Below are 26,545 nucleotides of genomic sequence, written 5' to 3' on the forward strand. Positions count from 1 at the left end.
TAAAAGCACATAAATAAAAAAAGACGGCAAACTGACTCTTGACCTGCACAGGTCACGACACTATCGACACGTAGCAGCTGACTCTGGCCTTGGTTATTGGTGACCTTGTCATACTGCACGCCAGCGACTTAAATTAGCGGCGCAAGTTGCAGACTTTAAAGAATCGTTGGTGGCAGGAATACAGGGTTGGATTTTGCGATGTCAAATTTAATCTAGCAAGTATCGCAAGGCATGCTGCTTGATAAAAAATTACTGACACAAATGCGCTTTATATAATCAATGGTATTGATATCATCAATACACTATTTGAGATTTTACCTATAGTCAACCAATGTCAAAATGATACAAAGCAGACGAGCGCAAGTAATATAGTCGGTTCAATATAATTTCGATACACGGAAGTTGAGTGAAAGTTATACATGAGTATGCTTAGCGAGGATGACGATGTAGCGGATTTGTATAGACTTGACTATACAGTGGTAGGCTAAGCGAATCTAACGCCGTAACCCTTTAAGAGTGGTTCGACTATATTAATGATGCATGACAAGCACCCTACCATTACTCCATTTTTTATAAAAAAAACATTAAGGCATTTTTATGAAGTACTTACATGCAATGATTAGAACCAACAAACTAGAAGAAACGTTATCTTTCTATTGTGATCTTATGGGCTTACAACTGCTAAGAAAGAGAGACTCTGAATCTGGCAGATTCAGCTTATATTTTTTAGCAACACATGAGGGTGCGCCAGAGATTGAGGTAACTCACAACTGGGATGAAAAAGAGTATTCCAATGGCGATAATTTTGGGCACTTTGCCTTTAGAGTCGACAACATATACGCGCAGTGCGACACCTTTATACAGGCAGGGGTCGAGATATTAAGACCACCTAGAGATGGTCATATGGCTTTTGTTAAAGACCCTAACAATATCTCGATTGAACTGCTACAAAGTGGCGAAGACTTAGAGCCTATTGAGCCTTGGATTTCGATGGAAAATATTGGCAGTTGGTAAATGAGTGAGGCTAGCTAGTTGGGCTAGGATGGATAGATGGATGGACTGATTCGTTTTTTGTAGAAAGTGATGATGACACGTATATCGCATTTATAGCTTACCTAAAATACAATCAAGCGCTAGAAACGAGGATGATATGAAAAAATTATGCATCACTACCATCAGTATTTTAGGCGCTTGTCTACTCTCCACTTATGCCAATGCAGCAAGTTTTGATTGCAACAAGGCTGCTACGTGGGTAGAAAAAACCGTTTGCGACAGTCCTGAGCTTTCTAAACTTGATGAGACCATGGCAAAAAAGTATAAAAGCAATCTTGCCACTTCTTCTAATTATGAAGACAGCAAAGTTTTTAAAGATAGACTCATTGCCAATCAACGCACATGGCTTACGTTTCAGCGTGATACCTGTAAAAGTGAAGAATGTCTGATACGTGAGTATAAAGAGTATATCGAAGCGCAAGCCAATTACGGTGTGGCTTGGGATTTTTCAGATGAGTTAAGTCGTTCTGATTTACCGAGTAAAAATGCTTTTGGTAATTTTTCTCAGAAATCTCAAATCTCACTATACAATTCAGGTACTCAGCGCTGGGAAGATACAGGAGAGGCAACAAACACGGTATCGATTCATAGTGTCGCTAATAAACCTTACCTTTCCATTATCGAGGGCGTTTTGGTTTTTACCAATGCTCATACCTGCGACTTGGGAGAGAGTAAAGCCATATGGTCAGAAAATCATTGGGTCATCAATGATGATCAGCCAGATAAAGCTGTTGAGCTGCGTTTATATCCAGCACTTTATAAAGGCCAGATTCAATTGTTATTAAGAGACATTGATAATCAATACAGAGAACTGCATTGTGGTATGCGAGGGTATTTTGACAGCATTATATTAGAGCGTGAGGTGCGTTAGGTTTTCAAGATTCAAAGCAATGATAGGCTAGATTTTATCTCCATCGAAATAACAATCTTGTGCTAATTTTAGGGTCTGTTGAACATTCAAATATTAGGGCTGCTGATTGCTAAAATTGCACCAAACTAGGCGCAAACCGACGATAATGTCGAGACCTTAGCTAGGCTTGCAACAACGTTTGGGGTGATTTTAGCATCAGCCTTTCAGGGCAGTACTATTTTTTGCCAATATATGGCGAAATTGTTTAACCTAGAATGACTAGGCTTCAAAAATTCCACTGCATATTGTCTAAAAAATAGTAACTGCCAGCACCACATTTGAATGTTCAACAGACCCTATATTCTAAACAAAAAAAACGGCAAGATAATCAATCTCGCCGCTTTGATATTTAACTTAAAACCTTAAATCGCTGCTGCAACCTCAGCGCCATCACGAATTGCACGTTTGGCATCCAATTCAGCTGCTAGCTTAGCACCGCCGATTAGATGATATTGCGCGTCTGGCGCATCACCGACATTTGGCATCAGCTCAACAACTGACTCTTGACCCGCACAAACAACGACACTATCGACACGTAACAGCTGGCTTTGACCTTGTGCATTAGTCACCCAGATGCCTTCGTTAGTGATTTTGTCATACTGCACGCCAGCCACTTGGATGACGCCGTGCGATTTGATATGCGCGCGATGTACCCAACCTGAGGTTTTGTTTAGACCACTGCCTAGGCGGCCTTTGCTACGCTGCATCAGATAGACTTGGCGGATTGGCTTGATCGCGTGCGGTCTGACCAGACCACCATCACTTTGATAGTTGGTATCATTGGTCACGCCCCACTCCTCACGCCACTCGCTAATAGACTGCGGCTCAGGACGATAGCTTGGGTCTTTTAGTCCATCAGGGCCGATCTCATCAAGCGACTGACCATGATTGGCGGTCAAGTATTCACTGACATCAAAGCCAATACCACCTGCACCAATGACTGCTACTGTGTTACCCACAGCTTTTTCGCCAGAGAGCAGCTCAGCATAGCTGATGACTTGCGGCAAATCAGCACCTTCGAGCTTACCTTCTAGGCTTCTAGGGACAACGCCAGTTGCGACGATGACATGATGGAACTTGGCTTTTTCAAGCATGTCCTTATCAACTTTGGTATTCAGTTTGATCTCAACGCCTAAGTGCTCAAGCTCATTAATATAGTAGCGAACGGTCTCAAAGAACTCTTCTTTACCAGGGATGACTTTGGCATAATTAAACTGACCACCTAGCACGTCTTTGGCTTCAAACAAGGTCACCTTATGACCACGTAACGCGGCTACATGAGCAGCTGACATACCAGCGACACCGCCACCGATGACGGCAACTTTTTTCGCTTTTTTCGCTTTTTTGTAGACCAACTCTGTCTCATAACAAGCTTGTGGGTTCACCAAACACGTTGAGCGTTTGTTTTCAAACGTATGATCGAGGCACGCTTGGTTACAGGCAATACAGGTATTGATGCGATCTGTCTGACCGTTTTTGGCTTTATTGACCCAGTGTGCATCAGCCAAGAACGGACGCGCCATCTGAATCATGTCTGCTTGACCATTAGCGACGATCTCTTCTGCTGTTTCTGGCATGTTGATACGGTTGGCGGCCATCATCGGGATATTGATGTGCTTTTTGATTTCAGCAGTGAAATCAACGAAAGCTGCTCGTGGCACACTGGTCACGATCGTCGGCACACGCGCTTCATGCCAGCCGATACCCGTGTTCATGATGGTCACGCCCGCTTCTTCTAGTGCCTTAGCTACGGTGATGACTTCATCCATAACGTTACCGTCTTTGACCAAATCGATCACTGACAGGCGGAATAAGATAATAAAGTCTGCGCCTGCTGCTTCGCGAACTGCTCTCACCACATCCACGGCAAACTTCATACGACCATGAATATCACCGCCATAAATGTCTTTACGCTTATTCACGTGACTTGATAAAAACTGGTTGAGCAAATAGCCCTCAGAACCCATGATTTCAACACCATCATAGCCTGCTTGCTTAGCAAGTTTGGCTGAGCGCGCATAGTCTTTGACCGTCTGCTCAATATTCTTGATGCTCATCTTACGCGGTTTGAACGGTGAGATTGGTGACTTAATCGGGCTAGATGACACTGCAAAAGGATGATAGCCATAACGACCACTGTGCAATATCTGCATGATAATTTTGCTGTCGTGCTTGTGCGCGGCACGAGTGACACGCTGGTGATTGATGACGTCGGCTTTGGTATTCATCGTCCCGCCAGCAGGCAGCAACCAGCCTTCACGATTGGGCGAGATACCACCTGTGATCATCATCGCCACGCCGCCTTTGGCACGCTCTTCAAAATAAGCCGCCAGCTTGCCATAGTTATAAAAACGGTCTTCGAGACCCGTGTGCATAGAGCCCATGACCATACGGTTTTTTAGCGTCGTAAAGCCCAAATCTAGTGGCTCAAATAAATGCGGGTAGTATTCATTGGTGCTGGCGGTGTCAATTGTATTGTCAGAGCGGCTGGCGGACATATCATTTTCCTTATGAATGGTTTTTTGGACTATTTCTGAAGAACCGTTGTGCTATGAGATTTAGCGTTACTGGTATCGTAACACACCGCGATTATTGTCAGCTATGCAGACAAGCGACTGATGAGTGAGCACTATATTGATTGCAATAATAAATGGTGCGGTCTATTAGACTGAAGAATGGCGTATGATTAAGCAAGCACTAAAAATCAGGCCAGTATCATAGGCAGCCTGTTTATAATAAATGACTGCCTATAATAGACGACTACTTATTCGTCATAATACGATAAGTATGCTTAACAATATTGTATTACGATGATATATTTTAATCGATAAATATCGACTTACCCAAATAATTTCTGTGCTAGATTATAGTACCGAATGATGCTGTGAAATCACGGTTCAACATAATAGTGCTACCAAATATTAGAAATACGATAAAGGATTATCACCATGACAGACTTCCACACGGGTCTTGGCAAAAATGCCGCCAACCATCAACCACTTACCCCTATCGATTTTATCATTCGCAGCGCTCAAGTATATCCTAACAAGACTGCTATCATTTATGATGACCTAGCACACAACAACCTCACTCAGACGTGGCAACAGACCTATGATCGCTGCCGACAACTGGCTGATGGACTGCGTAAACTGGGCGTGGATAAAAACGACACGGTCGCCGTCATGCTGCCAAACACCCCAGCGATGGTCGAATGTGCTTTTGGCATCCCGATGTCTGGCGGTGTGCTCTGCACGTTGAACACTCGTCTCGATATCAATGCGCTAACGTTTTGTTTGCAGCACTCAGAGGCAAAGGTTCTCATCTTAGACAGCGAGTTTGCTGACTATGCCGATATCATTAATGAGGCCTTCCCTCATTTAATCGTCATTCACTCAACCGATAATGCTGTCAGTGTCGAGCGTTTTGGGCAAATGAGCTATGAGAATTTGGTTGCCAGCTCAGACAGCTTGGATAATTGGGAGATGCCGACAGATGAGTGGGATGCGATTGCACTCAATTATACCTCTGGTACGACAGGCAAGCCCAAAGGCGTGGTCTACCATCACCGCGGAGCAACTCTCAATGCTATCTCTAATATTTTGGATTGGGATATGCCAAAGCATCCGATGTATCTATGGACGCTGCCGCTGTTTCACTGCAACGGCTGGTGCTTTCCGTGGACCATCGCTGAACGTGCCGGGGTCAATGTTTGCTTGCGTAATATTGATGCCGATTTAATACTACAGCTAATTGCCAAGCATCAGGTCACCCATTACTGTGCAGCGCCTGTCGTACACAATATGATTGCCGGCGGCAAACCTGAGTATAAAGAAGCCATTACCCATACGGTCAAAGGTTGGGTCGCTGGTGCACCGCCGTCCGAAACCATGCTGGCAGCTATGGAAGCCATGGGCTTTCATATCTCGCATGTCTACGGTCTTACCGAAGTGTACGGACCAGTGACAGTCTGCGCAGAGCAAGAAGAATGGGATGAGATCGATGTGGCGACACGTGCCCAAAAGAAATCGCGCCAAGGTGTGACGTCACATTTGATGGCAGGGTTTGAGGTGTTTAAGCAAGGTACAACTGAACCCGTTGCTGCTGATGGTCAGGAAATGGGCGAACTGGCGCTACGTGGCAATATGGTGATGAAAGGCTATCTAAAAAGCCGCCAAGCGACTGACTCAGCATTCGCTGATGGCTGGTTCCGCACTGGTGATTTGGGTGTCAAATATCCTGATGGCTACATCAAAATCATGGACAGACTCAAAGATATCATTATCTCAGGCGGTGAGAATATCTCTAGTATCGAGGTAGAAAACGTCTTGTACAAACTGCCTGAAATTCTGAGCTGTGCGGTCGTCGCTGCACCCCATGATAAATGGGGCGAAGTGCCTGTTGCCTTTATTGAAATCCATGAAGGCAATACCTTACAGCGCGATACTGTGATGGCGCATTGTAAGCAACATTTAGCGGGATTCAAAGTACCTAAATATATTGTTTTTGCAGAAATACCCAAGACCAGTACAGGCAAAGTGCAAAAATTTGAGCTACGCCAAGCAGCAAAGTCATTGGCACACGAAACGCCAAAAGTAACCGCTAGTGTGAAATAAAACGGCAACTTATTAAGTCATGTTATCACTTAACACCCATAAAAAAGGTCAGCGATGTATAGCTGACCTTTTTTTGAGCGCTAGCCTATTATATAAAACTAACGATATCAGCCAAGCTTAGGCTCAAGCCATTGATAAACCATCATTCCTATAATCATGGCAGGAATAAACACATAGGCTTGCCATTGGCCAGTACCGAGCAGTACAATTCCTGGTCCTGGGCAAATACCAACCAATCCCCAGCCAATACCGAACAACATCGCACCAATCAGCAATTTTTTATTAATGACGGTTTTGCTTGGTATCTCTATTAATGTGCCAACCCAGCTCGTCTGCTGACGCTTTGCCAATCGTACACCGAAAAACGCCACTATCAGACCACCGCCCATCACAAGGGCAAGGGAGATATCCCATGCACCAAAGATATCCAAAAATCCTTGTACCTTTGCAGGATCGGTCATACCTGACACCAGTAGCCCAAGTCCAAACAGCAATCCTGCCAGCAATCCGATTATATTTTTTAGCATCGTCGTATCTCGCTATTATTGTCTTTTATTAATCATCATATGTCGTTCGCGCGTGAGCCCAATTATTAGCATTCATCTGGCCATATGCCATGAGTTAGCTATAGCAGGCCTAATACATGACGACCTATATAAACGGTCACAATTCCAAACAACATAAAGGTGACGGTCGCTGCCAATGACCGTGGAGAGAGCCGTGCATTACCACAGATACCATGTCCACTCGTGCATCCTGAACCTAAACGCGTCCCAAAGCCGACCAATAACCCTGCACCAATTAATAATGGCAGAGAGGTACTGATAGCTACCTCAGGTAACGGTCTTGCCAGCTTATAAAGCAGTGGTGAGATGACCAAGCCCAGTATAAATAGCACTTGCCACATCTCGACACGCTTGGGTTTTAGCAAGCTGGAAAAAATACCGCTGATACCTGCGATACGACCGATACCCAACAGTAAGATAACCGTCGCTACACCTAGCATTAGTCCCCCTACTAAGGAGGTCGGTGTAAATGCTTGCCAGTCTATTTGTATGCTCATAACGGACTACCTAATTAGGTTTATTAGATACGTGCTTAAATATTAATTTATAAAAATACATTATATTATAAAATATAATAAAAAGGTAAAAAAAACTGAACCTAGCATAATGCTAATGGTCCAGTATTTTTTATAACTGTAAAGACTGCTCTGCAAAGGTTTTAAAAAAGGCGGTGAATAAGACTTAATAAGTTATCACGTCAATATCTTTGAGAGCCTTCTTGATGGCTATAATTACTGACTCAGCACTTTATCAAGTGCCGCTTCAAAACGCGCTACGGTACCATCGATATCGGTCAATTTATCCAAACCAAATAGACCCAAACGGAAAGTCTTAAAGTTATCAGGCTCGCCCACTTTCAATGGTACGCCAGCAGCGATTTGCACCCCGATTTCAGCAAACGCGCTACCCTTATGCATATCATCACGATCAGTATAAGAGACGACAACGCCAGGTGCTTTAAAACCTGCAGCAGCGACGCTCTCAACGCCTTTGTCTTCTAGTACTTCGCGGATACGCTTACCAAGCGTCCACTGCGCGTCACGCAACTTATCAAAACCAATTGCTTTGGCTTCATTAACGGCATCGCGGAACTGACGCAAGCTGTCTGTCGGCATCGTTGCATGGTAAGCATGACCGCCGTTCTCGTAGGCACGCATGATATTCAACCATTGCTTTAGATCGATGCTGAAGCTATCTGACTCAGTGCTGTCTACTTTTGTGACAGCCGCATCGCTTAGCATGACCAAACCAGCGCTCGGTGTACTGCTCCAGCCTTTCTGCGGTGCGCTAATCAGCACATCGATGCCCAATTTTTTCATGTCTAGCCAGACGCAGCCTGAAGCAATACAGTCAATGACTAACAGTCCGCCAACGCTATGCACAGCTTCGCTCAAGGCTTTGATATAGTCCTCTGACAAGATGATGCCCGATGAGGTTTCAACATGCGGTGCAAACACGACAGCTGGCTTTTCTTCTTGAATCTTCGCAACTGCTTCGTCAATGTCCACAGGTGAGAACGGCTTTGCAGCATTGCCTTCTTCACGATGCGCTGTCAAAACGGTAGTCGATTTTGCAATCTTGCCTTTTTCTAAGATCTGCGTCCAACGATAGCTGAACCAACCATTACGAATAATTAGGCAGTCTTCATCATTTGCCAACTGGCGAGCGACTGCTTCCATGCCGTAAGTACCAGAACCAGGCACGATCACCACTGCGTCAGCGTTATACACAGATTTTAGATCACTAGATAAGTCGTTCATTACTTGCTGAAAGGCTTTTGACATATGGTTCAGCGCGCGATCGGTGTAAACCACTGAATACTCTAATAAGCCGTTTGGATCGATATCTTGACGTAATGCAGGCATTGAACACTCCTAGTGTATGGGTAGATAATAAATGGCTCTTCACATCTCATACCATGATGTCTGAACCTGCAGATAATAGGAATACCCATATTGTCAGATATCATTGATGGTTGAAGGACACAGAATATAAGGCTAACGAAAAAGATTTGCATCTATGTAAAAGAGTAAGAATGCGACCGAATACAGCGGTATCAGTCATGACTCAAGTGAGATAGACGCTATCACTCTTTCGTAGTGGATTGACTATAATACGTTAACCAAGCCATTTGTGAGAGCTTGATATTAGCACTGATGCTGAGTGTTGACAACGACACGCGCAGGCAACGATATGGCTTGCGCTATTAGGCATTTATTGATAAGAAGCTTTTTGATGATAAGGAGTTTATCAATAGGAAAATATTAGTAGGTATGAGTGGTTAACGCTACTTGAAGCGTTGATTGATACGTTGATTAACAGACATCAACTGACCGCTACGGCGAGACAGTCAATGCCCTCGATGAGCGTCTTGCAATCCTGATACCACAAAATCGAGCAGATCACTATCTCCCTCGCGAGCCGCTTTGCGCATCAGCTTCGATGGCGCATGGGTCAATGTTTGGGTCAGACGCCTTGATAGCTCGGTAATGATGTCTTCTGGGCTGGTATTGTCTTGTTGCAGCTGAGCAATAGATTCCTGCAGCAGCTTCTCGACTTGACCCTGAGTACAAGCACGATACTGCTGGATATCTTTGCCCACTTGGCGCACCTGAAAGCGACGATCAATCTCAACAATCAATTGACTGACCAACAGTTCAGCATCGACTGCTGCTTGGCGACGTTGTTCGATATTGCCTGCAATCACGTGCTGCAAATCATCGATAGAGTACAGATAGATATCATCAATACGGCTGATGGTCGAGTCAATATCACGCGGTACCGCCAAATCTATCATCAGCATCGGCTGATAACGGCGACGCTTCAGTGCCTGTATGGTCATGGGTTTATCAATCAATAAATCCATACTGCCACTACAACTACTGACAATATCTGCTTCTGATAATAATTGCGGTAATGCCTGCAAAGGGTGTACTTCTATGCGCCGGTCAGGATGACGCAGTTCAGCCGCTAATGCTTCCGCACGCTCAGGATTACGATTGCAAATAATAACGCGCCCCACCCCAAGACCTGCAATATGGGTGGCGACCAAACGATTCATCTCACCTGCCGCGACGACCAGTAACGTACGACTGGGCAAATCATCAAATATCTGTGTGACCAATTTGGCTGCGGCAAAACTGAGTGATACTGCCTGAGCCCCCACTTGCGTCTCGTTACGAACTCGCTTGGCAGCGGCAAACACTTGATCGACGATCCAGCCAAGCTGATTACTCAATACTTTTTGCTCTTGTGCCAGATGTACTGAGCGCTTGATCTGACCGAGAATCTGCGGCTCACCCAAGATCATAGAATCAAGCCCAGCGGCTACTCTCAGCCAATGCGTCAATGCATGAGTGTCGCGGTGTACATAGAGATAAGGGTCAATATCAGCGAGCGGCAGTTTTTTAAAATCAGCAAGCCAAGTCTTAATCTTAGTGATATGATTGCTCATAGCAGCCGCAGAAACGTTGGTGCTACTGACAAAGTTAGACAACGACTGCTCAGCAGATTCGGCGGCTTGGCTATCCACTGACTGACTGCCCGATGATGACGAGCCCGATATCTGTGATGACGAGCTTTGATGGGTTGGGGTCTGCGGTACCAGCGCATAAATCTCGGTACGATTGCAGGTGGAGACAATCACGCTACCATCCGTAAAGGTCTCTATCTGCTCAAGTGCGACATTCACATCGTCACCCACAAGTGCCAAGCGCTCTCGCAGAGCGACTGGTGCAGTTTTGTGATTGACCCCAATGACCACTAATCTCATTATCGATAGACCATAAACATGATGCTCATCTGCCTCTGACGCTATCTTATTATTTTTAAAAGACAGTCTTTGATGACAGCGTTAAAAGGAAAACCCTAAAAACCGCCTATTATATCATTATTGCTAGCTTTAATTAACACTCACCCAGCTATGATGACTATTTGTCTGTATCTGGGCATTACTGTAACAAATCAACTACTCATGTGATTGATAAAACCAATGGTTGGATTTGAGCAATTCCTCAGTCAGAGCACATTAAATCATTCGCTTACTGAACCATAACTTGTTATATTTCCATAATATTCTGTTCAATATGCTTATCTGTTTTTGATTATCTTTTAATTGCTATCACTATAAATGTTGAGACATTCCCTGCCAATCGTTATAGGCTTTTAAGATAACGCTTGTCACTAGATGGCTAGTATTAACTAAATAGCTGCCACTATCTGAGTAACACGGACACTATTGTATAGATTGTCTGTCTACTCTTATAATGTCTGCCATGGGTAATCGTGGTTACCATTTTATTTGAAATGATTAAGATAAAATTGCTTTTTACAGAGGCAAATCAGGGGCGAATACGGTTGTCTATGGTTTTTTTCGGATCATTATTTCGAGCAAGTCCTCCACATAGCGAGCAACACAGCCTCCGTGCTCTGTTGCAAGTCGTTATCGAGCGTCTGTGCCAACGATATAAGCTGACGCTATCATTGGCGGTTTGCCTGTGCCTCACAGCACCTGCCTATGCCAGTCATCCTGATACCCCAGTAGAAGCACAAATCCCAAAGATACCCGTATCCAATAGTGTTATTAGACGAACTGATAGCGGTAATGATATTGGTACATCCGGCGACGACAGCCAAGCCAAAGATTATGTGACCAACATCGATGGTTTAGCACCCACCAGTTTATGGCAGCCAGAGCTCAATGAACCCAGTTTATATGCGCTATTGGATGCAGAGTTTTCTGCTGACCGTAATGACAAGCAACGTGCGATTGCGATCTATAAGCAGCAATCTTTTAAAGAAGATGCCACTGCAGTATTTGAGAGAGCCCTTAGCCTCTCGCTGCGTAGTGAGAGAGTTGAAGATTCATTGCAGTTTGCCAAGTCATGGCAAGATCAAAACCCTGATCACGTGCCTGCTTGGTTTTATGTCGCGCATTTGGCGTTACGGGCGCACGATTACATTCTAGCTGGCGAAACCTTAAACCGTATCTTGCGTTACGATCCGCGTGCCGATTTGAGTGAGATTTTGATTGGTATTTATCCCAATGATGATGAGGATAAGCGCGAATTACTCGCCGCCTTGCAACCTCTGGACAGTGAGCAAAATGCGTCACTGTCTGTACTAAAAGCCGGTTTACTCTATCAATTCAATGAGCCTGAGATTGCTATTGTCCATATCAATCGTGCGCTAGATCGTCAGCCCGATTACGTACCCTTTATCACTTTAAAAGCCGATATATTACGTAAAATCGTCACATCAGAGACGGTTCTCAAATATATCAGTCAAGCACGTTTACGTAACACTGATAGCAAAAGACTGTATTTATACGAGATTCGCTACCTGCTCGACTTAAAACAAAGTAAGCAAGCTTGGGAGTTATTGCTCGAGGCGCATGGCCGCTTCAGTGATGATGCCGAGATTACCTTGCTTGCAGCATTGGTAAGCCTAGATATCGAAGAATATGCGAGCGCTGACAGCCTGCTAAACATGCTCGCCAAGAGTCCTACTTACCTCAACCAAGCTTATTACTATCTTGGTATCAGTGCAGAACGTCAGCAGAAATTTGAACAGGCCAAATACTATTTCAATGGTGTCATGCAAGAGGATTTGGTACTAGAAGCTCGTAGAAAGGTGGTCGCTTTTGAATTACTCAATGACAATGTCGATGCGGCTATTGCGACGTTAGAAAAGCTGCGCAAAGACTTTGCGGTGTTTGCACCCGATACCTTTGTGATGCAAGCTGATATTCTATGGCAGCAAAACGACTCCGCAGAAGCGCTGCGCTTGCTCACGCGAGCTGCTCGTAAATACCCTGACAATGAAATGCTGATGTTTGCACGTGCCCAGCTCTTGAATGACAAAGACGACTATATCGTCAAACGCACCTTGCTCAATCATTTGCAGGCACTAGATCCTAGCAATTTGTCCTACCAGCTTAGCTATGCACAGTTACTACTGGCCAATGAGCGCAGCTATGAACAAGGGCTGACACTCGCGACATCGATTATTAAAATTCGCTACGATGACCCTCGCTACGACAACGAACTGCATTTGCAAGCTCTTAATATACTGGCAGGTAACGCACTGGCCAAAGAAAACTATCAGCAAGTCATCGACTATCTGCAAACACCTTATGATGTCCTTCCAACGCTGCGCTCAGGTACGCTCTTATTGCGTGCTTATCAAGGACTGGGTAACAATAACGAAGTCGAAGCTCTACTGACAGATTTGCAGCAGCGTTTCTCATTTGGGCAGCACAACATCAATGACCGCATACAGCTATATTGATAGTAAACCCTCCCTGCTCAGCCTTTTGATCCGTGTTTACAATGCACTTATAAGACACTAACAGCCGGGCATAACCGAGCAACAAATAACGCTTAAGCTAAACGCTTTGATCATTTGCTCCTTTTTCTATTTGCGAGAACACCTTATGTCAGCATCAATCATTGCCTATAAACCAAATAAACTGGCGCTATTTAGTGCCATGGCCGCAGCGATGGTCATCACATCAGGCTGTCAGTCACTAAAGACAGCCAATGCGACTAGCCAGCCTATGACTACCATACAAGCTCAAAACGCTGAGCAGCCCAAAAAGCTAGAGAGCTTCAATATCACCGGTAAGATTGGCGTCACGACAGCGGCTAATGACTCAACTGGTGCTCAAGGTGGTAGTGCGTTTTATGCATGGGGTCAGCAAAACGACCGTTTTGCGATCGAGTTGATTGGCGCACTAGGGATTGGTAAAACCAACATTGAATACAATGGTCAGACAGCGACTCTCGTCAGCGAAAAGACCGGTACCTTGACTGCGGATGATCCTGAGACTTTACTCAAAAAAGCCACAGGCTGGCAAGCGCCCATCTCGCAAATGCCGTATTGGGTATCTGGACGCCCTGCACCTTCAGACAGTGCACCAAAGCTAGATAGTCAAAACCGTTTGGTCAGCTCAGTCAATGGTGACTGGAGTGCCAGTTTCACTTATAAAGGTGATGAGAAACTACCAAGCAAAATCAGTGCCGTACAACCTCAAGGCAACAAAGTTGTGATGACCATCAATCATTAACGATAAGATTTTTATTGCATTCCTTTGCTTATAAAGACCGCCATCCATGACTGAAAGTTATGGCTAAAATTTATGGTTAAAAGCTATGACTGAAAGTTTCGCCGTTCAATCTGCCTCTACCATTACTCGCTTATCCCCTGCAAAGATTAATTTATTTTTGCACATTACGGATAAGCGTGATGACGGCTATCATGATTTGCAAACCGTGTTTCGCCTGCTTGATTGGGGCGATTATTTGCATTTTTCGGTGGCAGATGATGCAGTGATTTATACGGATAATGATAACTTAGATGCTAACAAGCTTTGTCATCAGCTACTGACATTGGTTGGTGCAGAGGCTATTACTGCTAGCATAGAAGATAATTTAATTTTTAAAGCGGCACGCGCGTTGCTAGTGTCTACTATACAGTCAGACAATTTACCTGAGCAGTTAGCACAAGTAGCTGTCACTGTAGACAAGTACTTACCAATGGGCGCAGGGTTAGGCGGTGGCTCCTCTAATGCAGCGACGACTATGCTTGCGCTCAATGAGATTTGGCAGCTTAATTTGTCCTGTGATGCGCTTATAAAAATCGGTGCCACAGTGGGTGCGGATGTGCCCATATTTATCTTTGGGCGTGATGCTATCGCGATGGGTATCGGTGAGGAGCTGACCGCGATTGATTTGCCAGAACAGCAGTATTTAATCTTAACGCCTGACGCCCATGTCAATACTGCAAAGCTATTCGCGCATCCAAAACTAAAGCGAGACATCACGCCCCTATCGATTGCAACCATTCAAAGCCAATACGCGGATTATGTACAAACTCTCAATGCACCCTATCACAATGTCTTTACGCCAGTAGTGACGAGCCTCTCTCCTGTTATTGAAGAGGCTTTGCATTACTTGCAAGGGTTAGAGCAGCAAGCACTAGCTACAGCACGCATGACTGGCTCTGGTAGCGCGGTGTTTTTGCCATTGGATACGAGCGTGGCTACTGACAAAACACTTCTAGCAAAGTGGGTTGCGGAAGCACCTTGTGCTGGGTATGTAGTAAGTAGTTTGGCTTCACATTTATGATGTTAGTTCTTTTCTTTTTGGTATCACAGTAGTGAAAATTTTAGGTATCGTAGGATGCCAAAACGATGCTATCTTTCATGATTTGTGAATAAATGCCATAAAAAGCCGCAAAGGACTTGCAAAATCTGAAAATTTACTTATAATAGGTCGCCTCAATAGGGGTATAGCCAAGTTGGTAAGGCATCAGGTTTTGATCCTGACATCCGTTGGTTCGAGTCCAGCTACCCCTGCCATTTTTAAGCTCAAAGCGTTTGATGTGCATATAACATAAGCAGTATTATACATACCCGCTTATCGTATTGACATTGACAACGTTATCCCAGTTTCGGTATAGTTCGCAATGAGCACCGTTAGGGAAACGTTATATTGTAAATGGTTTATCCGTTTATAAAATAGCGAACAGGTTGTGACGTTATACTAACAATGACTTTTATCAAAAGTTTCCGTTAATATCGACGTACACCATCTAGACATTACAGGGGTATAGCCAAGTTGGTAAGGCATCAGGTTTTGATCCTGACATCCGTTGGTTCGAGTCCAGCTACCCCTGCCATTTTTTACTGTAATAGTAGTCATCAATCTTTTTCACCACTCTTTTCTGAATTTGAGCAGTTTGACACTGCTTAGCGGTCGCTGCTTGAGTCAATCAATAGGACTTCTGTCATGCCTTATTTGGCGATTTTTACGGGCAATGCCCACCCAGAATTAGCAAAAACCGTAGCCGATCATCTCCATATACCTCTTGGTAAAGCTGACATCACGCGTTTTTCTGATGGCGAAATTGCCGTAGAAATCAAAGAACACGTGCGTGGTAAAGACGTGTTTATCATGCAGCCTACTTGTGCACCGACCAATGACAACTTGATGGAAATTATGATGATGGCAGACGCTTTGCGTCGCTCTAGTGCTGGTCGTATCACGGCTGTCATGCCTTATTTCGGTTATGCGCGTCAAGATCGTCGTCCTCGTTCAGCTCGTGTGCCTATCTCGGCCAAAGTTGTCGCTGATATGCTAAACATCGTTAGTATCGATCGCGTAATGACCGTTGATTTGCACTCAGATCAGATTCAGGGTTTCTTTGATATCCCTGTAGACAACATCTACGGCACGCCTGTGCTATTGAATGACCTACAAAAACAAGATTATGACAACATCATGGTTGTCTCACCTGATGTGGGCGGCGTGGTTCGTGCTCGTGCAATGGCTAAGCAATTAGGCGATACTGACATGGCGATTATTGACAAACGCCGTGCACGCGCCAATGAATCACAAGTGATGCACATCATCGGTGATGTTCGTGACCGTGATTGCGTCATTGTTGATGATATGGTTGATACCGCCGGTACGCTATGTAAAGCTGCTGAAGCATTGAAAGCCAATGGTGCGCGCCGCGTTTTAGCTTACATTACTCACCCTGTCCTCTCTGGTAATGCACTCAAAAACATCAATGAATCTGCATTAGATGAATTGGTTGTGACTGATACCATTCCACTATCTGCTGAAGCAAAAGCCTGTAGTAAGATTCGTCAGGTTAGTATCGCGCCAATGCTTGCTGAAAGCTTACGCCGTATCAATAACGAAGAATCTATCAGCGCCATGTTTGACGCTTAGATTTTATTGAGTATTTGTCACGTGTCCTTCAGGCAATGCTCGTTATAAAATACTGCTTAAGTTTAAGAAAAAGCGTCAAGTACTCTTACTTGGGGCTTTTTTTGTTTAGTCGCTTTGATTACTGATTCTACGCAGTCATTTTGCGTAGGTCTTTATTATTGCTACAGAATCACGTATAATGCGCGCCTGTGCCGACTGTTTGTTTGATTCAATCAGGTTGGCATCATTCGAAGTGCTGATCATGCCCAAAATAATGCATACAGTGGTGATAATTATCACAAAAGCGTTATTGTGAGCAAACGGCTAAAGTCGTGCCTTGTATCTGTTATGAATCATAACGAATATGAGTAACGATACTTTTTAGCCATCATCACGTCTTAGTGGATTGGTCGCAAATCCACTTTTTTATGACCAGACACTTCTCCATTCTTTTTATTAGGATTAACCCCATGAGCATTAACCATTTTGAGCTAAACGCAGTTGATCGTTCTGCTGACCAACAAGGTAAAGGTGCGAGCCGCCGCCTACGTAAGCAGAAACTAGTTCCTGCTATCATCTATGGTGGTAATGAAGAGCCAACGTCTATCTCTATCAAGATTAACGAATTGGTAAAATCGCTTGAATTTGAAGCGTTCTTCTCACACATTTTGACCATCAATGTTGACGGCGTAGAGCATCAAGCTGTTATTAAAGATTTGCAGCGTCATCCTGCTAAAGGTTTCCCAATGCATGCTGATTTCCAGCGCGTTGTGAAAGGTCAAAAAATCACTATGAACGTTCCTGTTCATTTTGCTGGTAAAGAAGAAGCGCCAGGCACAGCGAAAGCTGGTGTTTTGTCAACGCTAGTATCTGACATCGAAATCTCTTGCATTCCATCACTACTACCTGAATATCTAGAAATAGACGTATCTGGTATGGAAATCGGTGATTTGCTTCGTTTATCAGACATCAAACTTCCTGAAGGCGTTGTTATCAACGAACTTGAGTTGGAAGATGGCCATGACCGTACTATCGCTAACATGATGCCACCAACAGTTGAAGAAGTTGATGCAGATGCTGAAGAAGTTGACGCAGCTGATGTACCTGCTACTGAACAGTCTGACGATACTAAAGACGGCGAGTAATAACCAAACGCTATATAGCGACTTATTGTTTGTTATATAGCTACTGGTTCGCTTAGTCAAAAAAAACAGCAGGTGATGAATATCTCCTGCTGTTTTTGTAAGTACGGTTTGGGTATAAAAAGAATAGTGTTTATTTAATACTTCGATATCCAAGCCTTACCACTCATTTATTAAACTCAAGCAGGATGTTTTTATGGCCATAAAGCTTATTGTCGGTCTTGGTAACCCTGGTCAGCAGTATATGTTTACGCGTCATAATGCAGGATTTTGGTTTGTCCATCATTTGGCTCAGCAGTTCAACATCACACTCGCGCCTGACAAAAAATTTCATGGCGTCACCGGACGCGGACAAATCCACGGACACGATGTTCGTCTATTAATGCCTCTGACGTTTATGAATAAGTCTGGCGAATCCGTGGTACCAATGGTAAATTTCTACGGTATCCAAAATGATGAGCTATTGATCGCCCATGATGAGCTCGACATTGCAGCGGGTAGTATCAAACTCAAAACGTCCGGTGGACACGGTGGTCACAACGGCCTGCGTGATATCACACCGCACATCGGCAGTGACTTTCATCGCTTGCGTGTGGGCATTGGTCATCCCGGACACAAATCCAAAGTCAGTGGACATGTGCTGTCTAAAGCATCGCCTGATGAGCAAATTGCTATCGATAGTGCAATGACAGCTGCTTTTGAGGCGCTGCCACTCTTGTTAGATGGTGATGTCGAAAAAGCCCGCTCACAAATCAATAGCTTTAAATTACCTGAATAATATACCGGCTCTATTATAATAGCCTTTTATTTTGGCAACTTTGTCCCCATTAACCTTTTGATTTCGCTAATTAATATCAGTTACGCCAAGGAACCAACCTATGCTACTTAATATGCTTAAATGCAAATTACATCGTGCTCGCGTTACTCATGCCGAGCTTCATTACGAAGGCTCATGTGGCATCGATGGTGACCTATTAGATCTTGCAGGTCTACGTGAAAACGAGTCTATCGATATCTACAACGTGACCAATGGCAAACGTTTTCGCACTTATGCTATCCGTGCAGAAGCAGGCTCTGGTATTATCTCGCTAAATGGCGCGGCAGCTCATATGGCAGACTTGGGCGACATCGTTATTATCTGTGCATATGCTCATTTTGACGAAGTGGAAGCGTCAACCTATCAGCCAAAACTGGTCTATTGTAACGAAGACAACACGGTAAAAGACACAGCCAACATCATTCCAGTACAAGTGGCTTAAGAACATTGCTTAAGGAAATTACTTAAAAGCTTGTTACATAAAGTATGAGTAAATACGTCATCATACCATTGCCGTTGTTATCAAAATCCCATTAAAATACTTGTACTTATATCGAAGCTGAATCCAGATTGTGATTCAGCTTTTTTTTATGCCATTTTTATGCGATGTAAGATTATTCAAAACCCAATAGCTATTTTTTATCCCTAACGAAGGAGTTATCTACATGTGGTTGGCAGTCATTGCAATTTTGATTGGTCTAGCAATTTTGGTGTGGAGCGCTGATGTTTTTATCGATGGCGCAACAGCATTGGCAAAAAAGTTCCGAGTACCCAGTTTTTTAATTGGTGTGCTTATTTTAGGTATTGGTACCTCAGCACCAGAGATGGTGGTGTCGGTATTAGCCGCGTTAGATGGCAGTCCTGAGCTGGCACTAGGCAACGCGTATGGCTCAAACATTATTAATATCGCCTTGGTACTGGGTGCAACAGTTCTTATCAGTCCTATCATCATCCGTAAGGGCATCGTCAAGCGTGATCTCCCACTGCTGCTGCTAGTTACCGCCACAGCCGCTTGGCAGCTACGTGATGGCTTACTCAGTCAAGCTGACGGTATCGTGCTACTACTGCTATTGGTTGCCGTGTTGGGAATACAGATCGTCATGAGTATCCGTGAAGGCTATCATGAGCATGAAGATGATGTGGTTGTAGAAAATGCAGATCCAGATGATGTAGAGCTGAGCATAGCGCGTGGTCTTGGAAGCTTACTGCTTGGTATGTTAATGCTGGTACTCAGTTCACGTGCTATCGTTTGGGGCGCCGTGGAGTTAGCAACGCTCTGGGGGCTCAGCGAGCTTATCATTGGTCTCACGATCGTCGCGGTTGGTACGTCACTGCCTGAGCTGGTATCGAGCTTGTCAGCTGCGCGTAAAGGCGAGCATGATATGGCGCTAGGCAATATTATCGGATCTAATATTTTTAATACCCTAGCAGTGGTCGGATTGGCGACCATCATTGCCCCTATCACTGTTAGTCCTGTGATTTTGTCACGTGATGTATTAGCAATGGGACTAATAACGGTGTTACTCGTGGCCCTCTGTGTCTTTGCATTTGTGACCAAGCGTCAATTTGGTCGTACTTCAGGCGCCACGTTGATACTGTTTTTTGTGGGCTATACCGGATGGCTGATTCAGACTGCTAATATGTAACGAGTATCAGAAAACAATCTGTCTAAAGGCTATGGCGATGATAATGCGGTTTATTTTCCTTGCTTGCGGTTTCTAATCACCCGCCATAGTCCTTCATTTTCTGTTTTTGGCATTTTTAGTGTGATGGTATTCGATAACATATCCTGTACTGCGAGGCCACGAGGATTAAAGAGACAAAACGCATAATTAAAAACGAAGCCCAAAAAAGCACTGGTTAATAAAACAGCACGCGAGCCATCAACGACACTACCAATGACACCAAATACAACAGGCATGATACTGGCAGCCAAAATCCGTTTGAATGACTGTCCCCACGTCAGCAAATGACCATTATTATTGACTGTCTTTAATCGCCAAGTCTGCATACCCAATGTCTGCCCACCACGGCGCCAAAATATCCCGTAAAATCCCACCAACGTCAGTATAAAAGACGGCGTCATAATGACGTTTTGATACCAAGTTGGTAACGACTGGGCTTGAGAAGAGTCTGTACCAGTATTCATGGTCAACAAGGTGCCAATCACGGTCAGAATAGTCCCTACCAAAAATAACAATGCTAAAATCAACATACCATCATAAAGAATCGCTGCCATACGAGTACCAGCTTTGGCAATCATTGGTTCTTCAACCTCAGAGGAATGATTCGCTGAGACTGTTTGTTTAGTAGCAGATTTGGATGGGCGTTTAGGTAAACTTTTTGACATGGTACAAGCTCATAGCCAACAATGAATAATGGCTCTATTGTACCGTAAATGATGGCTTTATCGTACATTATCCTGAACGATGGCTCAATCGTATCAGCACCAAACTTAGCGGCCAATCACAAACGAGAACCACAAAAGACAGTCATAGAATAATAGTAAATAATACTATCAGGTAAAGAGAGACTGCACAGAAAAAGGTGAGACAGACAAAAGCATTCAGTAGAGTCAAAGCTTATAAATCACAGACATAAAAAAACCGCCAATTGTCATAAGACAGGCGATTGATTTAATATTTTCTTTAGACTGGCTAAAGAGCGATGATGCAAATGGTGCGCTTGGAGAGATTCGAACTCCCGACCCCTTAGTTCGTAGCCAAGTGCTCTATCCAACTGAGCTACAAGCGCGTACTTTGCACATCATTTACTGAATTGTTAAAAACAATTACAGCAAATTAGGTTGGTCATTATATAGATAATTTCGCTTGTGTCAATATCTTTTTTTATTAAAATCAAAATATTTTTTGCTTTAATAAAACAGAAGATAATCAACGCTTTTATATCGCGTCACTACTCTACTAAAAACCGAATAAATGGAGGTGAAGGAGGGATTCGAACCCTCGATACGCGCAAACGTATGGTTCCTTAGCAGGGAACTGGTTTCAGCCACTCACCCACTTCACCAAACGACGTAAGACTTTTTAAGTTCTAAAAAATAGTATTATTGCTGATAATACGTCTTATCCCGTGGGCGAGTATTATAGCAAAGCCAAAACGAATTGCAAGCGTTGTCTACAGATTTAATGCGATTTTTATTATATTTATTTATTTATAGGGTCTGAGACCCTTTTGAACGACCAAAATATCAATAAAGGCCAATAAAAATGGTATTTAAGCCCATTTACACGTACTGAGTGAATTTTCATCGAGGAATGAACCATCTACAGACGATCTCGCGCCTACTATGGCTTTTTTAGTGCTGGATGTCTATAGTATTTGTCACCGAGTTAACATACTTAAAAATCAAAATGTTTAAAAAAGGAATGATTATGCGACCTGTCGTACTATGCTTTTCAGGATTAGACCCTTCAGGCGGTGCTGGATTACAAGCAGACATCGAAGCCATCGGACAATCAGGTGCCCATGCTGCCATTGCTTGTACGGCAGTCACCATACAAAGCTCACAGCAAGTATTTGGTTTTGAGGCGTGTGCGGCAAGCCTCGTGAAAGATCAAGCCACCGCAGTGCTAGATGACCTACCTGTTAGCGCCATCAAATCAGGCATGTTGGGCACCACTGATAATATTGCGATGCTGACACACTTATTTGCTGAGCAGATCATTGCAAAGGGGACGCCTTTTGTCCTAGACCCTGTATTGGTCGCCAACAGTGGTGGCAGTTTGGGTGATGAAAAAACGCTTGTCAGCGCATTTAAACAGCTACTGCCCTATGCCACCTTGATTACACCAAATACCCATGAGCTTCGAGCGCTAAGCGGTGAGCAGGACCTGCATATTGCTGCAAAAAAACTGTGCTCACAAGGTGCTGATGCAGTACTGGTAAAAACCTCGCACGACTTTGATAGCGGTGATATCGAGCAGTACCTATATATACAAGGCGAGATGGTGCACCAAAGCACTCTACCGCGCCTAGATGGCGAGTTCCATGGTTCAGGCTGCTCGCTTGCCAGCTTTATCGCTGGTCGCTTGGCAATGGGCGATACGCTCATCAATGCGGTAAAAGCTGCCGACAGTTGGATTACCCAAACCTTGCGCGCGGCTGACGCACCGCATCCTGACAATGCTAAAGCGCAATTGATACCTAATCGATTTATAAATGTTTAACGTAAGATATAAATGATAGATATAAAAAAGGCGCTCTATGTTTATGTAGAGCGCCTTTTTTTATATCAGATTTTTAGCTTGTTAAGACTAACCTAACATTGGTAGCACACTCGCGGCCAAACCACCGATAAATATCTCAAGCAAATAAAATGCTAAGAAAGCGACCATAGGCGATAAGTCGAGCATACCTAGATTTGGCGTGATACGACGAAATGGCGCTAGAACTGGCTCTGCTAAGTTAATAATAATACCGATGATAGGATGCTCAGATCTAGTAAACACCACAATCCAGCTAACGATGATAGAACCAATCACCAAGTAGCGACACATACGCAAAAAATCTAATAGTAAGCTGGTCGTACCTGTAAAGAACAGTGGTACAGGGGCAATGCCTTTATGCGTCAATGCCGCTTTTCCAGAGATATCAATCAGACGAATCAGAAACATCAGGATAATAGCCGCAATACTGATACGACCCTGTGCTACGGTCGGAAAGATACGCCCAAACACATCGACGATATGAGTCGCTTTATAAGCAGGTGCAATCATGGGATTGCTCGCATCCATCCCTGCAAACTGCAACATAAAACGAATAAACACCAGCATCATAGCGAATGTGGTGACCAAATCAAAAATTTGAAATAACATGTTGTTCATGAAGTGCTACTCAATGTGACGTTATTAACAGGTTATAGGATGACGAATGTCACTATCAGTTGCTAATGACTATACGATAGGTGACGTTATAAGACAGCTCATGGATTTTATAGCATGAGCTGTCTTATAGTGAGCTACTTGCTCATCTCTTCACTCAATGCTTGGCTGCGATCATAGCAAGCTTGCATGGCTTCACCGATCTGGCGACCGATCTCATTGGCTTGCATCGATTCAACTGCCGCTTGTGTTGTACCATTTGGTGAGGTGACCTTGTGGCGCAGCTCAGCGGGTGCATCATCACTATTCATTGCCATTTTTGCCGCACCAATCATGGTTTGCAGTGCAAGCGCTGAGGCCTGCTCTTTATCTAGCCCTAAGCTCACGGCGCTATCGACCATCGATTCAATAAAGTAAAACATATACGCTGGTGCTGACCCTGATACAGCGGTGACTGCATGCATATGCGCTTCGTCATCGACCCACATGACCAAACCTGATGCTTCCATAACAGCAGTTGCTAATGCTTTTTGTTCTACTGAGATGTTATCTGTACCGTAGAGACCTGTCGCACCCATCTGAATCATAGAAGGCGTGTTTGGCATGGCGCGGACGATATTGCCATACCCGCCCATCATGTTTGACAAAAGATCCGTCGATAAGCCTGCCGCCACTGAAATCACTAGCTGGTTGTCTAACGCGTCGGCAAAGCTGCTTACCACTACTTTCATCATTTGTGGTTTTACTGCCAGCACCACGATATCAGCACCGATCACAGCAGATTTTGGATCAGCCATTGGGTCAACGGTATTTAGGCCTTTAGCGGCCAATTGCTCACGTACATCACTGCTAGGATCAGCGACGGTAATGAGACTCGGTTTGATGCCGCAGCCAACAAGACCACTGATGAGCGCTTGCGCCATGTTTCCGCCACCAATAAAACTGATTTTCTTATTATCTAATACCGACATACTTGTCTCCTAGTCACAACATTCAAAGGTATTCAACTTAACGTATTGATATATAAAACGACACTCAGTTTATCATACTGCCACTATCCTCGTTTGATAAATTCGAGATGCCACTCTAAGACATCGCTCATCGCATCCAATCAAAAATTCAATGCGGATAAACGATACTATTAAGCTGTTTGGCAAGTTGATCCGTATCAATCGTTATACTTACCTGCTCAGCATTTGCATTTTCAGTGCTTAAATGACTGATATCTAATACCCAACGACTAAATGGCGATAGTAACAAGATAGGTATGTCACTTATTACATTCTCTTCAGCACCATCGCTATCTAAAAAAGCGATACTAACCACGACTAAGCTCTCTCGTAGCCATAGTGGAATCCCAAGCGTTTGATATAGTTTTTTGCCTGATTGAGGACGCGAGGCCATTGCCGTTTTTAGACGTTGCTTACGATCTAACGGCGCTACTTTTAACACGAATTGAGATAGTATGTCACTTGTATGGTTTTTAAGCGGCTCTATAAATGGTATCAGTACATCCGGCATAACTTGCAGCTGCCAAATATATTTATTGCTGCTACGTAGAGTAAGTGATGTCAGATTATGATCAGCTGAATGGTTAGATAAAGTTATTCTAGGTAGTGTTAGCTCATGCTCGATCAGTGGTATCTCTAGCCAAGATAGCCACTCACTACTCAAACGGTACAACTGCTGACGATAGCGGCGAATGGTATATGACTTCTTACGACCTTGCCAAAACAGTTCTGTTTGATGGTCGTGATCACTACGCTGAGTGAGCGCCCATATGTCATCGATGAGCTGCTTAGCAGGCGGTAATGGCTCATCTTGACCCAGCCAATAGTGCAATAGTTGCCGCTGGCGGTAAATAGGTAATTCTTTTAGTGCATCGATATTCAATACACGCTGTGCGGATGAAAATTGCATATCTGCATTAGCTGTCTGCTGCAGATCCTGCATAGCTTGAGCGCTGACTGTTTGCTGTGCATCATTCAACAGCTGCGCACTGCGAGCAATATTATCAATCACATTGGGGTTATACATAGCCAGTATTGGCATGATATCGCGGCGCAGTCCGCTACGTACGTTATCACCGCTGTCATTAGTAGGATCATCTATATAAGGCAGCTCTAAACGCTTGGCATAGGCGCTGATAGTGGCGCGTCGTATCGTGAGCCAAGGTCGCCACAGGATATTGCGCTGCGCGTCCTGCGTTTGCACTCGCCATGGCTGCATACCAGAGAGACCGTTGACGCCAGCGCCTTGAATGAGCCGCATCAATACTGTTTCGGCTTGGTCATCAGCGTGATGTGCTAATAGCAATACATCGTCTTGATTGATATGTGCGCGCATGACGTCATAACGTGCCTGCCGCGCGGCTTGCTCATCATGCCCATTCACTTGAGCTTGTAAAAGCTGACAAGGTATCTGCTGCGCTTGTGCCCAATTGGCAACATGCTTGGCCCAGTGCTGACTATCCGCTTGTAGCCCATGATCGACATGTAAGAGCTGCGGCAAACATGGCAATCGTCCTTGCCTGTAGAGCTGTACCCATAGTGCCGCGAGTGCTAATGAATCACGCCCACCACTACAGGCTAGCCAAATACGCCGTCCGTGCAGCTGATCACCATATTCAGACATACTGCTCAATAACGCTGTCGCTAGCGTCTCATCAACTGGCAAAGCAGCAATTAGCTTAATAGGATGCGAGATGATTGCACTGCTGGTCATAGTCAACCTTATTTATAAGTTAGTTACTGCACAGATATAGAAATAGCTGCGTTAATTACTGAGTGACGTTAGATGTTTTATATACTAACAGCCATAAAAAAACGCGCCATTAAATGACACGTTTTTATTTTAGCATTAAGACTTAGACTCTAATATGAAA

The 26,545-nt window shown here is 44.2% G+C and carries 21 protein-coding genes, 4 tRNA genes and 1 pseudogene; 14 read left to right on the forward strand and 12 right to left on the reverse strand.

Going from position 1 to position 26,545, the window contains the following annotated elements; translation table 11 throughout:
- Window positions 1–20: 20 nt before the first annotated feature.
- Window positions 21–128, reverse strand: a pseudogene (locus I6E86_RS13865) (hypothetical protein); the annotation flags it as partial.
- A gap of 469 nt (window positions 129–597) precedes the next feature.
- Between I6E86_RS13865 and I6E86_RS01305 the strand changes: the two are divergent.
- Both I6E86_RS01305 and I6E86_RS01310 read left to right on the forward strand, forming a co-directional pair.
- Window positions 598–1,014, forward strand: a complete 417-nt coding sequence (locus tag I6E86_RS01305; RefSeq protein WP_197174734.1) for a VOC family protein — start codon at window positions 598–600, stop codon at window positions 1,012–1,014.
- A gap of 136 nt (window positions 1,015–1,150) precedes the next feature.
- Window positions 1,151–1,924 carry a lysozyme inhibitor LprI family protein gene (locus tag I6E86_RS01310; RefSeq protein WP_197174735.1) on the forward strand — a complete coding sequence of 258 codons (774 nt, stop codon included), beginning with the start codon at window positions 1,151–1,153 and terminating at the stop codon, window positions 1,922–1,924.
- Between the two features lie 401 nt (window positions 1,925–2,325).
- Here the strand turns inward: I6E86_RS01310 and I6E86_RS01315 are convergent, their stop codons facing one another.
- Window positions 2,326–4,461, reverse strand: coding sequence for an NADPH-dependent 2,4-dienoyl-CoA reductase (locus tag I6E86_RS01315; protein WP_197174736.1), 2,136 nt, complete (start codon window positions 4,459–4,461; stop codon window positions 2,326–2,328).
- Between the two features lie 450 nt (window positions 4,462–4,911).
- Here I6E86_RS01315 and I6E86_RS01320 point away from each other — a divergent pair, with 450 nt between their 5' ends.
- Window positions 4,912–6,576 (forward strand): AMP-binding protein, encoded by a 1,665-nt coding sequence (locus tag I6E86_RS01320; RefSeq protein WP_197174737.1) that lies wholly within the window; start codon window positions 4,912–4,914, stop codon window positions 6,574–6,576.
- 107 nt (window positions 6,577–6,683) lie between these two features.
- Here I6E86_RS01320 and I6E86_RS01325 read toward each other — a convergent pair whose 3' ends face one another.
- The 4 genes from I6E86_RS01325 to hemA form a co-directional block, all read right to left on the reverse strand.
- A complete protein-coding gene (locus I6E86_RS01325; protein WP_197174738.1) occupies window positions 6,684–7,103 on the reverse strand; it encodes a DUF6691 family protein in 420 nt (139 codons plus the stop codon).
- Window positions 7,104–7,201: 98 nt separating this feature from the next.
- Window positions 7,202–7,639 carry a YeeE/YedE family protein gene (locus I6E86_RS01330; protein WP_197174739.1) on the reverse strand — a complete coding sequence of 146 codons (438 nt, stop codon included), beginning with the start codon at window positions 7,637–7,639 and terminating at the stop codon, window positions 7,202–7,204.
- 234 nt (window positions 7,640–7,873) lie between these two features.
- On the reverse strand, window positions 7,874–9,007 hold the full coding sequence (locus tag I6E86_RS01335) for an aminotransferase class V-fold PLP-dependent enzyme (RefSeq protein ID WP_197174740.1): 1,134 nt from the start codon (window positions 9,005–9,007) through the stop codon (window positions 7,874–7,876).
- Window positions 9,008–9,492: 485 nt separating this feature from the next.
- Window positions 9,493–10,914: a glutamyl-tRNA reductase gene (gene hemA / locus I6E86_RS01340; protein WP_197174741.1), complete on the reverse strand. Its 1,422-nt coding sequence runs from the start codon at window positions 10,912–10,914 to the stop codon at window positions 9,493–9,495.
- 590 nt (window positions 10,915–11,504) lie between these two features.
- Between hemA and I6E86_RS01345 the strand changes: the two genes are divergently transcribed.
- The 10 genes from I6E86_RS01345 to I6E86_RS01390 all read left to right on the forward strand — a co-directional run bounded on the left by I6E86_RS01345 (window position 11,505) and on the right by I6E86_RS01390 (window position 20,463).
- Window positions 11,505–13,430, forward strand: coding sequence for a tetratricopeptide repeat protein (locus I6E86_RS01345; RefSeq protein ID WP_197174742.1), 1,926 nt, complete (start codon window positions 11,505–11,507; stop codon window positions 13,428–13,430).
- 145 nt (window positions 13,431–13,575) lie between these two features.
- Window positions 13,576–14,208, forward strand: a complete 633-nt coding sequence (gene lolB / locus I6E86_RS01350; protein ID WP_197174743.1) for a lipoprotein insertase outer membrane protein LolB — start codon at window positions 13,576–13,578, stop codon at window positions 14,206–14,208.
- Window positions 14,209–14,293: 85 nt separating this feature from the next.
- Window positions 14,294–15,268 (forward strand): 4-(cytidine 5'-diphospho)-2-C-methyl-D-erythritol kinase, encoded by a 975-nt coding sequence (ispE, locus tag I6E86_RS01355; RefSeq protein WP_197174744.1) that lies wholly within the window; start codon window positions 14,294–14,296, stop codon window positions 15,266–15,268.
- A gap of 157 nt (window positions 15,269–15,425) precedes the next feature.
- Window positions 15,426–15,501: transfer RNA gene (locus tag I6E86_RS01360), tRNA-Gln, on the forward strand.
- A 244-nt stretch (window positions 15,502–15,745) separates the two neighbouring features.
- Window positions 15,746–15,821, forward strand: a tRNA-Gln gene (locus I6E86_RS01365).
- Window positions 15,822–15,931: 110 nt separating this feature from the next.
- Window positions 15,932–16,879: a ribose-phosphate pyrophosphokinase gene (locus I6E86_RS01370; protein WP_194363496.1), complete on the forward strand. Its 948-nt coding sequence runs from the start codon at window positions 15,932–15,934 to the stop codon at window positions 16,877–16,879.
- A 449-nt stretch (window positions 16,880–17,328) separates the two neighbouring features.
- On the forward strand, window positions 17,329–18,003 hold the full coding sequence (locus I6E86_RS01375; protein ID WP_197174745.1) for a 50S ribosomal protein L25/general stress protein Ctc: 675 nt from the start codon (window positions 17,329–17,331) through the stop codon (window positions 18,001–18,003).
- 193 nt (window positions 18,004–18,196) lie between these two features.
- The gene (pth, locus tag I6E86_RS01380) at window positions 18,197–18,778 is read left to right on the forward strand and encodes an aminoacyl-tRNA hydrolase (RefSeq protein WP_197174746.1); all 582 of its coding nucleotides are present in this window, start codon (window positions 18,197–18,199) and stop codon (window positions 18,776–18,778) included.
- Window positions 18,779–18,878: 100 nt separating this feature from the next.
- Window positions 18,879–19,259 carry an aspartate 1-decarboxylase gene (gene panD / locus I6E86_RS01385; RefSeq protein ID WP_010196068.1) on the forward strand — a complete coding sequence of 127 codons (381 nt, stop codon included), beginning with the start codon at window positions 18,879–18,881 and terminating at the stop codon, window positions 19,257–19,259.
- A 223-nt stretch (window positions 19,260–19,482) separates the two neighbouring features.
- On the forward strand, window positions 19,483–20,463 hold the full coding sequence (locus tag I6E86_RS01390; protein WP_197174747.1) for a calcium/sodium antiporter: 981 nt from the start codon (window positions 19,483–19,485) through the stop codon (window positions 20,461–20,463).
- 50 nt (window positions 20,464–20,513) lie between these two features.
- On the opposite strand, the gene I6E86_RS01395 is transcribed toward I6E86_RS01390, so the two are convergent.
- The 3 genes from I6E86_RS01395 to I6E86_RS01405 all read right to left on the reverse strand — a co-directional run bounded on the left by I6E86_RS01395 (window position 20,514) and on the right by I6E86_RS01405 (window position 21,847).
- Window positions 20,514–21,167 carry an RDD family protein gene (locus I6E86_RS01395; RefSeq protein ID WP_197174748.1) on the reverse strand — a complete coding sequence of 218 codons (654 nt, stop codon included), beginning with the start codon at window positions 21,165–21,167 and terminating at the stop codon, window positions 20,514–20,516.
- A 327-nt stretch (window positions 21,168–21,494) separates the two neighbouring features.
- A tRNA-Arg gene (locus I6E86_RS01400) sits at window positions 21,495–21,571 on the reverse strand.
- A gap of 186 nt (window positions 21,572–21,757) precedes the next feature.
- Window positions 21,758–21,847, reverse strand: a tRNA-Ser gene (locus I6E86_RS01405).
- A 365-nt stretch (window positions 21,848–22,212) separates the two neighbouring features.
- Between I6E86_RS01405 and I6E86_RS01410 the strand changes: the two genes are divergently transcribed.
- The gene (locus tag I6E86_RS01410) at window positions 22,213–23,007 is read left to right on the forward strand and encodes a hydroxymethylpyrimidine/phosphomethylpyrimidine kinase (RefSeq protein ID WP_197174749.1); all 795 of its coding nucleotides are present in this window, start codon (window positions 22,213–22,215) and stop codon (window positions 23,005–23,007) included.
- An 87-nt stretch (window positions 23,008–23,094) separates the two neighbouring features.
- On the opposite strand, the gene I6E86_RS01415 is transcribed toward I6E86_RS01410, so the two are convergent.
- The 3 genes from I6E86_RS01415 to tilS all read right to left on the reverse strand — a co-directional run bounded on the left by I6E86_RS01415 (window position 23,095) and on the right by tilS (window position 26,385).
- Entirely contained in the window at window positions 23,095–23,655 is a 561-nt protein-coding gene (locus tag I6E86_RS01415; protein WP_227680468.1) for a YggT family protein, read from the reverse strand.
- Between the two features lie 143 nt (window positions 23,656–23,798).
- Window positions 23,799–24,632: a pyrroline-5-carboxylate reductase gene (proC, locus tag I6E86_RS01420; protein ID WP_197174750.1), complete on the reverse strand. Its 834-nt coding sequence runs from the start codon at window positions 24,630–24,632 to the stop codon at window positions 23,799–23,801.
- Window positions 24,633–24,780: 148 nt separating this feature from the next.
- A complete protein-coding gene (tilS, locus tag I6E86_RS01425; RefSeq protein WP_197174751.1) occupies window positions 24,781–26,385 on the reverse strand; it encodes a tRNA lysidine(34) synthetase TilS in 1,605 nt (534 codons plus the stop codon).
- Window positions 26,386–26,545: the final 160 nt, after the last annotated feature.

The sequence above is a fragment of the Psychrobacter sp. SWN149 genome, from assembly GCF_015864565.1.
Taxonomy (GTDB): Bacteria; Pseudomonadota; Gammaproteobacteria; order Pseudomonadales; family Moraxellaceae; genus Psychrobacter.

Coding starts and splice junctions, on each gene's coding strand:
- I6E86_RS01305 (WP_197174734.1), top strand. CDS start 598: ATGAAGTACTTACATGCAATGATTAGAACCAACAAACTAGAAGAAACG.
- I6E86_RS01310 (WP_197174735.1), top strand. CDS start 1,151: ATGAAAAAATTATGCATCACTACCATCAGTATTTTAGGCGCTTGTCTA.
- I6E86_RS01315 (WP_197174736.1), bottom strand. CDS start 4,461: ATGTCCGCCAGCCGCTCTGACAATACAATTGACACCGCCAGCACCAAT.
- I6E86_RS01320 (WP_197174737.1), top strand. CDS start 4,912: ATGACAGACTTCCACACGGGTCTTGGCAAAAATGCCGCCAACCATCAA.
- I6E86_RS01325 (WP_197174738.1), bottom strand. CDS start 7,103: ATGCTAAAAAATATAATCGGATTGCTGGCAGGATTGCTGTTTGGACTT.
- I6E86_RS01330 (WP_197174739.1), bottom strand. CDS start 7,639: ATGAGCATACAAATAGACTGGCAAGCATTTACACCGACCTCCTTAGTA.
- I6E86_RS01335 (WP_197174740.1), bottom strand. CDS start 9,007: ATGCCTGCATTACGTCAAGATATCGATCCAAACGGCTTATTAGAGTAT.
- hemA (WP_197174741.1), bottom strand. CDS start 10,914: ATGAGATTAGTGGTCATTGGGGTCAATCACAAAACTGCACCAGTCGCT.
- I6E86_RS01345 (WP_197174742.1), top strand. CDS start 11,505: ATGGTTTTTTTCGGATCATTATTTCGAGCAAGTCCTCCACATAGCGAG.
- lolB (WP_197174743.1), top strand. CDS start 13,576: ATGTCAGCATCAATCATTGCCTATAAACCAAATAAACTGGCGCTATTT.
- ispE (WP_197174744.1), top strand. CDS start 14,294: ATGACTGAAAGTTTCGCCGTTCAATCTGCCTCTACCATTACTCGCTTA.
- I6E86_RS01370 (WP_194363496.1), top strand. CDS start 15,932: ATGCCTTATTTGGCGATTTTTACGGGCAATGCCCACCCAGAATTAGCA.
- I6E86_RS01375 (WP_197174745.1), top strand. CDS start 17,329: ATGAGCATTAACCATTTTGAGCTAAACGCAGTTGATCGTTCTGCTGAC.
- pth (WP_197174746.1), top strand. CDS start 18,197: ATGGCCATAAAGCTTATTGTCGGTCTTGGTAACCCTGGTCAGCAGTAT.
- panD (WP_010196068.1), top strand. CDS start 18,879: ATGCTACTTAATATGCTTAAATGCAAATTACATCGTGCTCGCGTTACT.
- I6E86_RS01390 (WP_197174747.1), top strand. CDS start 19,483: ATGTGGTTGGCAGTCATTGCAATTTTGATTGGTCTAGCAATTTTGGTG.
- I6E86_RS01395 (WP_197174748.1), bottom strand. CDS start 21,167: ATGTCAAAAAGTTTACCTAAACGCCCATCCAAATCTGCTACTAAACAA.
- I6E86_RS01410 (WP_197174749.1), top strand. CDS start 22,213: ATGCGACCTGTCGTACTATGCTTTTCAGGATTAGACCCTTCAGGCGGT.
- I6E86_RS01415 (WP_227680468.1), bottom strand. CDS start 23,655: ATGTTATTTCAAATTTTTGATTTGGTCACCACATTCGCTATGATGCTG.
- proC (WP_197174750.1), bottom strand. CDS start 24,632: ATGTCGGTATTAGATAATAAGAAAATCAGTTTTATTGGTGGCGGAAAC.
- tilS (WP_197174751.1), bottom strand. CDS start 26,385: ATGACCAGCAGTGCAATCATCTCGCATCCTATTAAGCTAATTGCTGCT.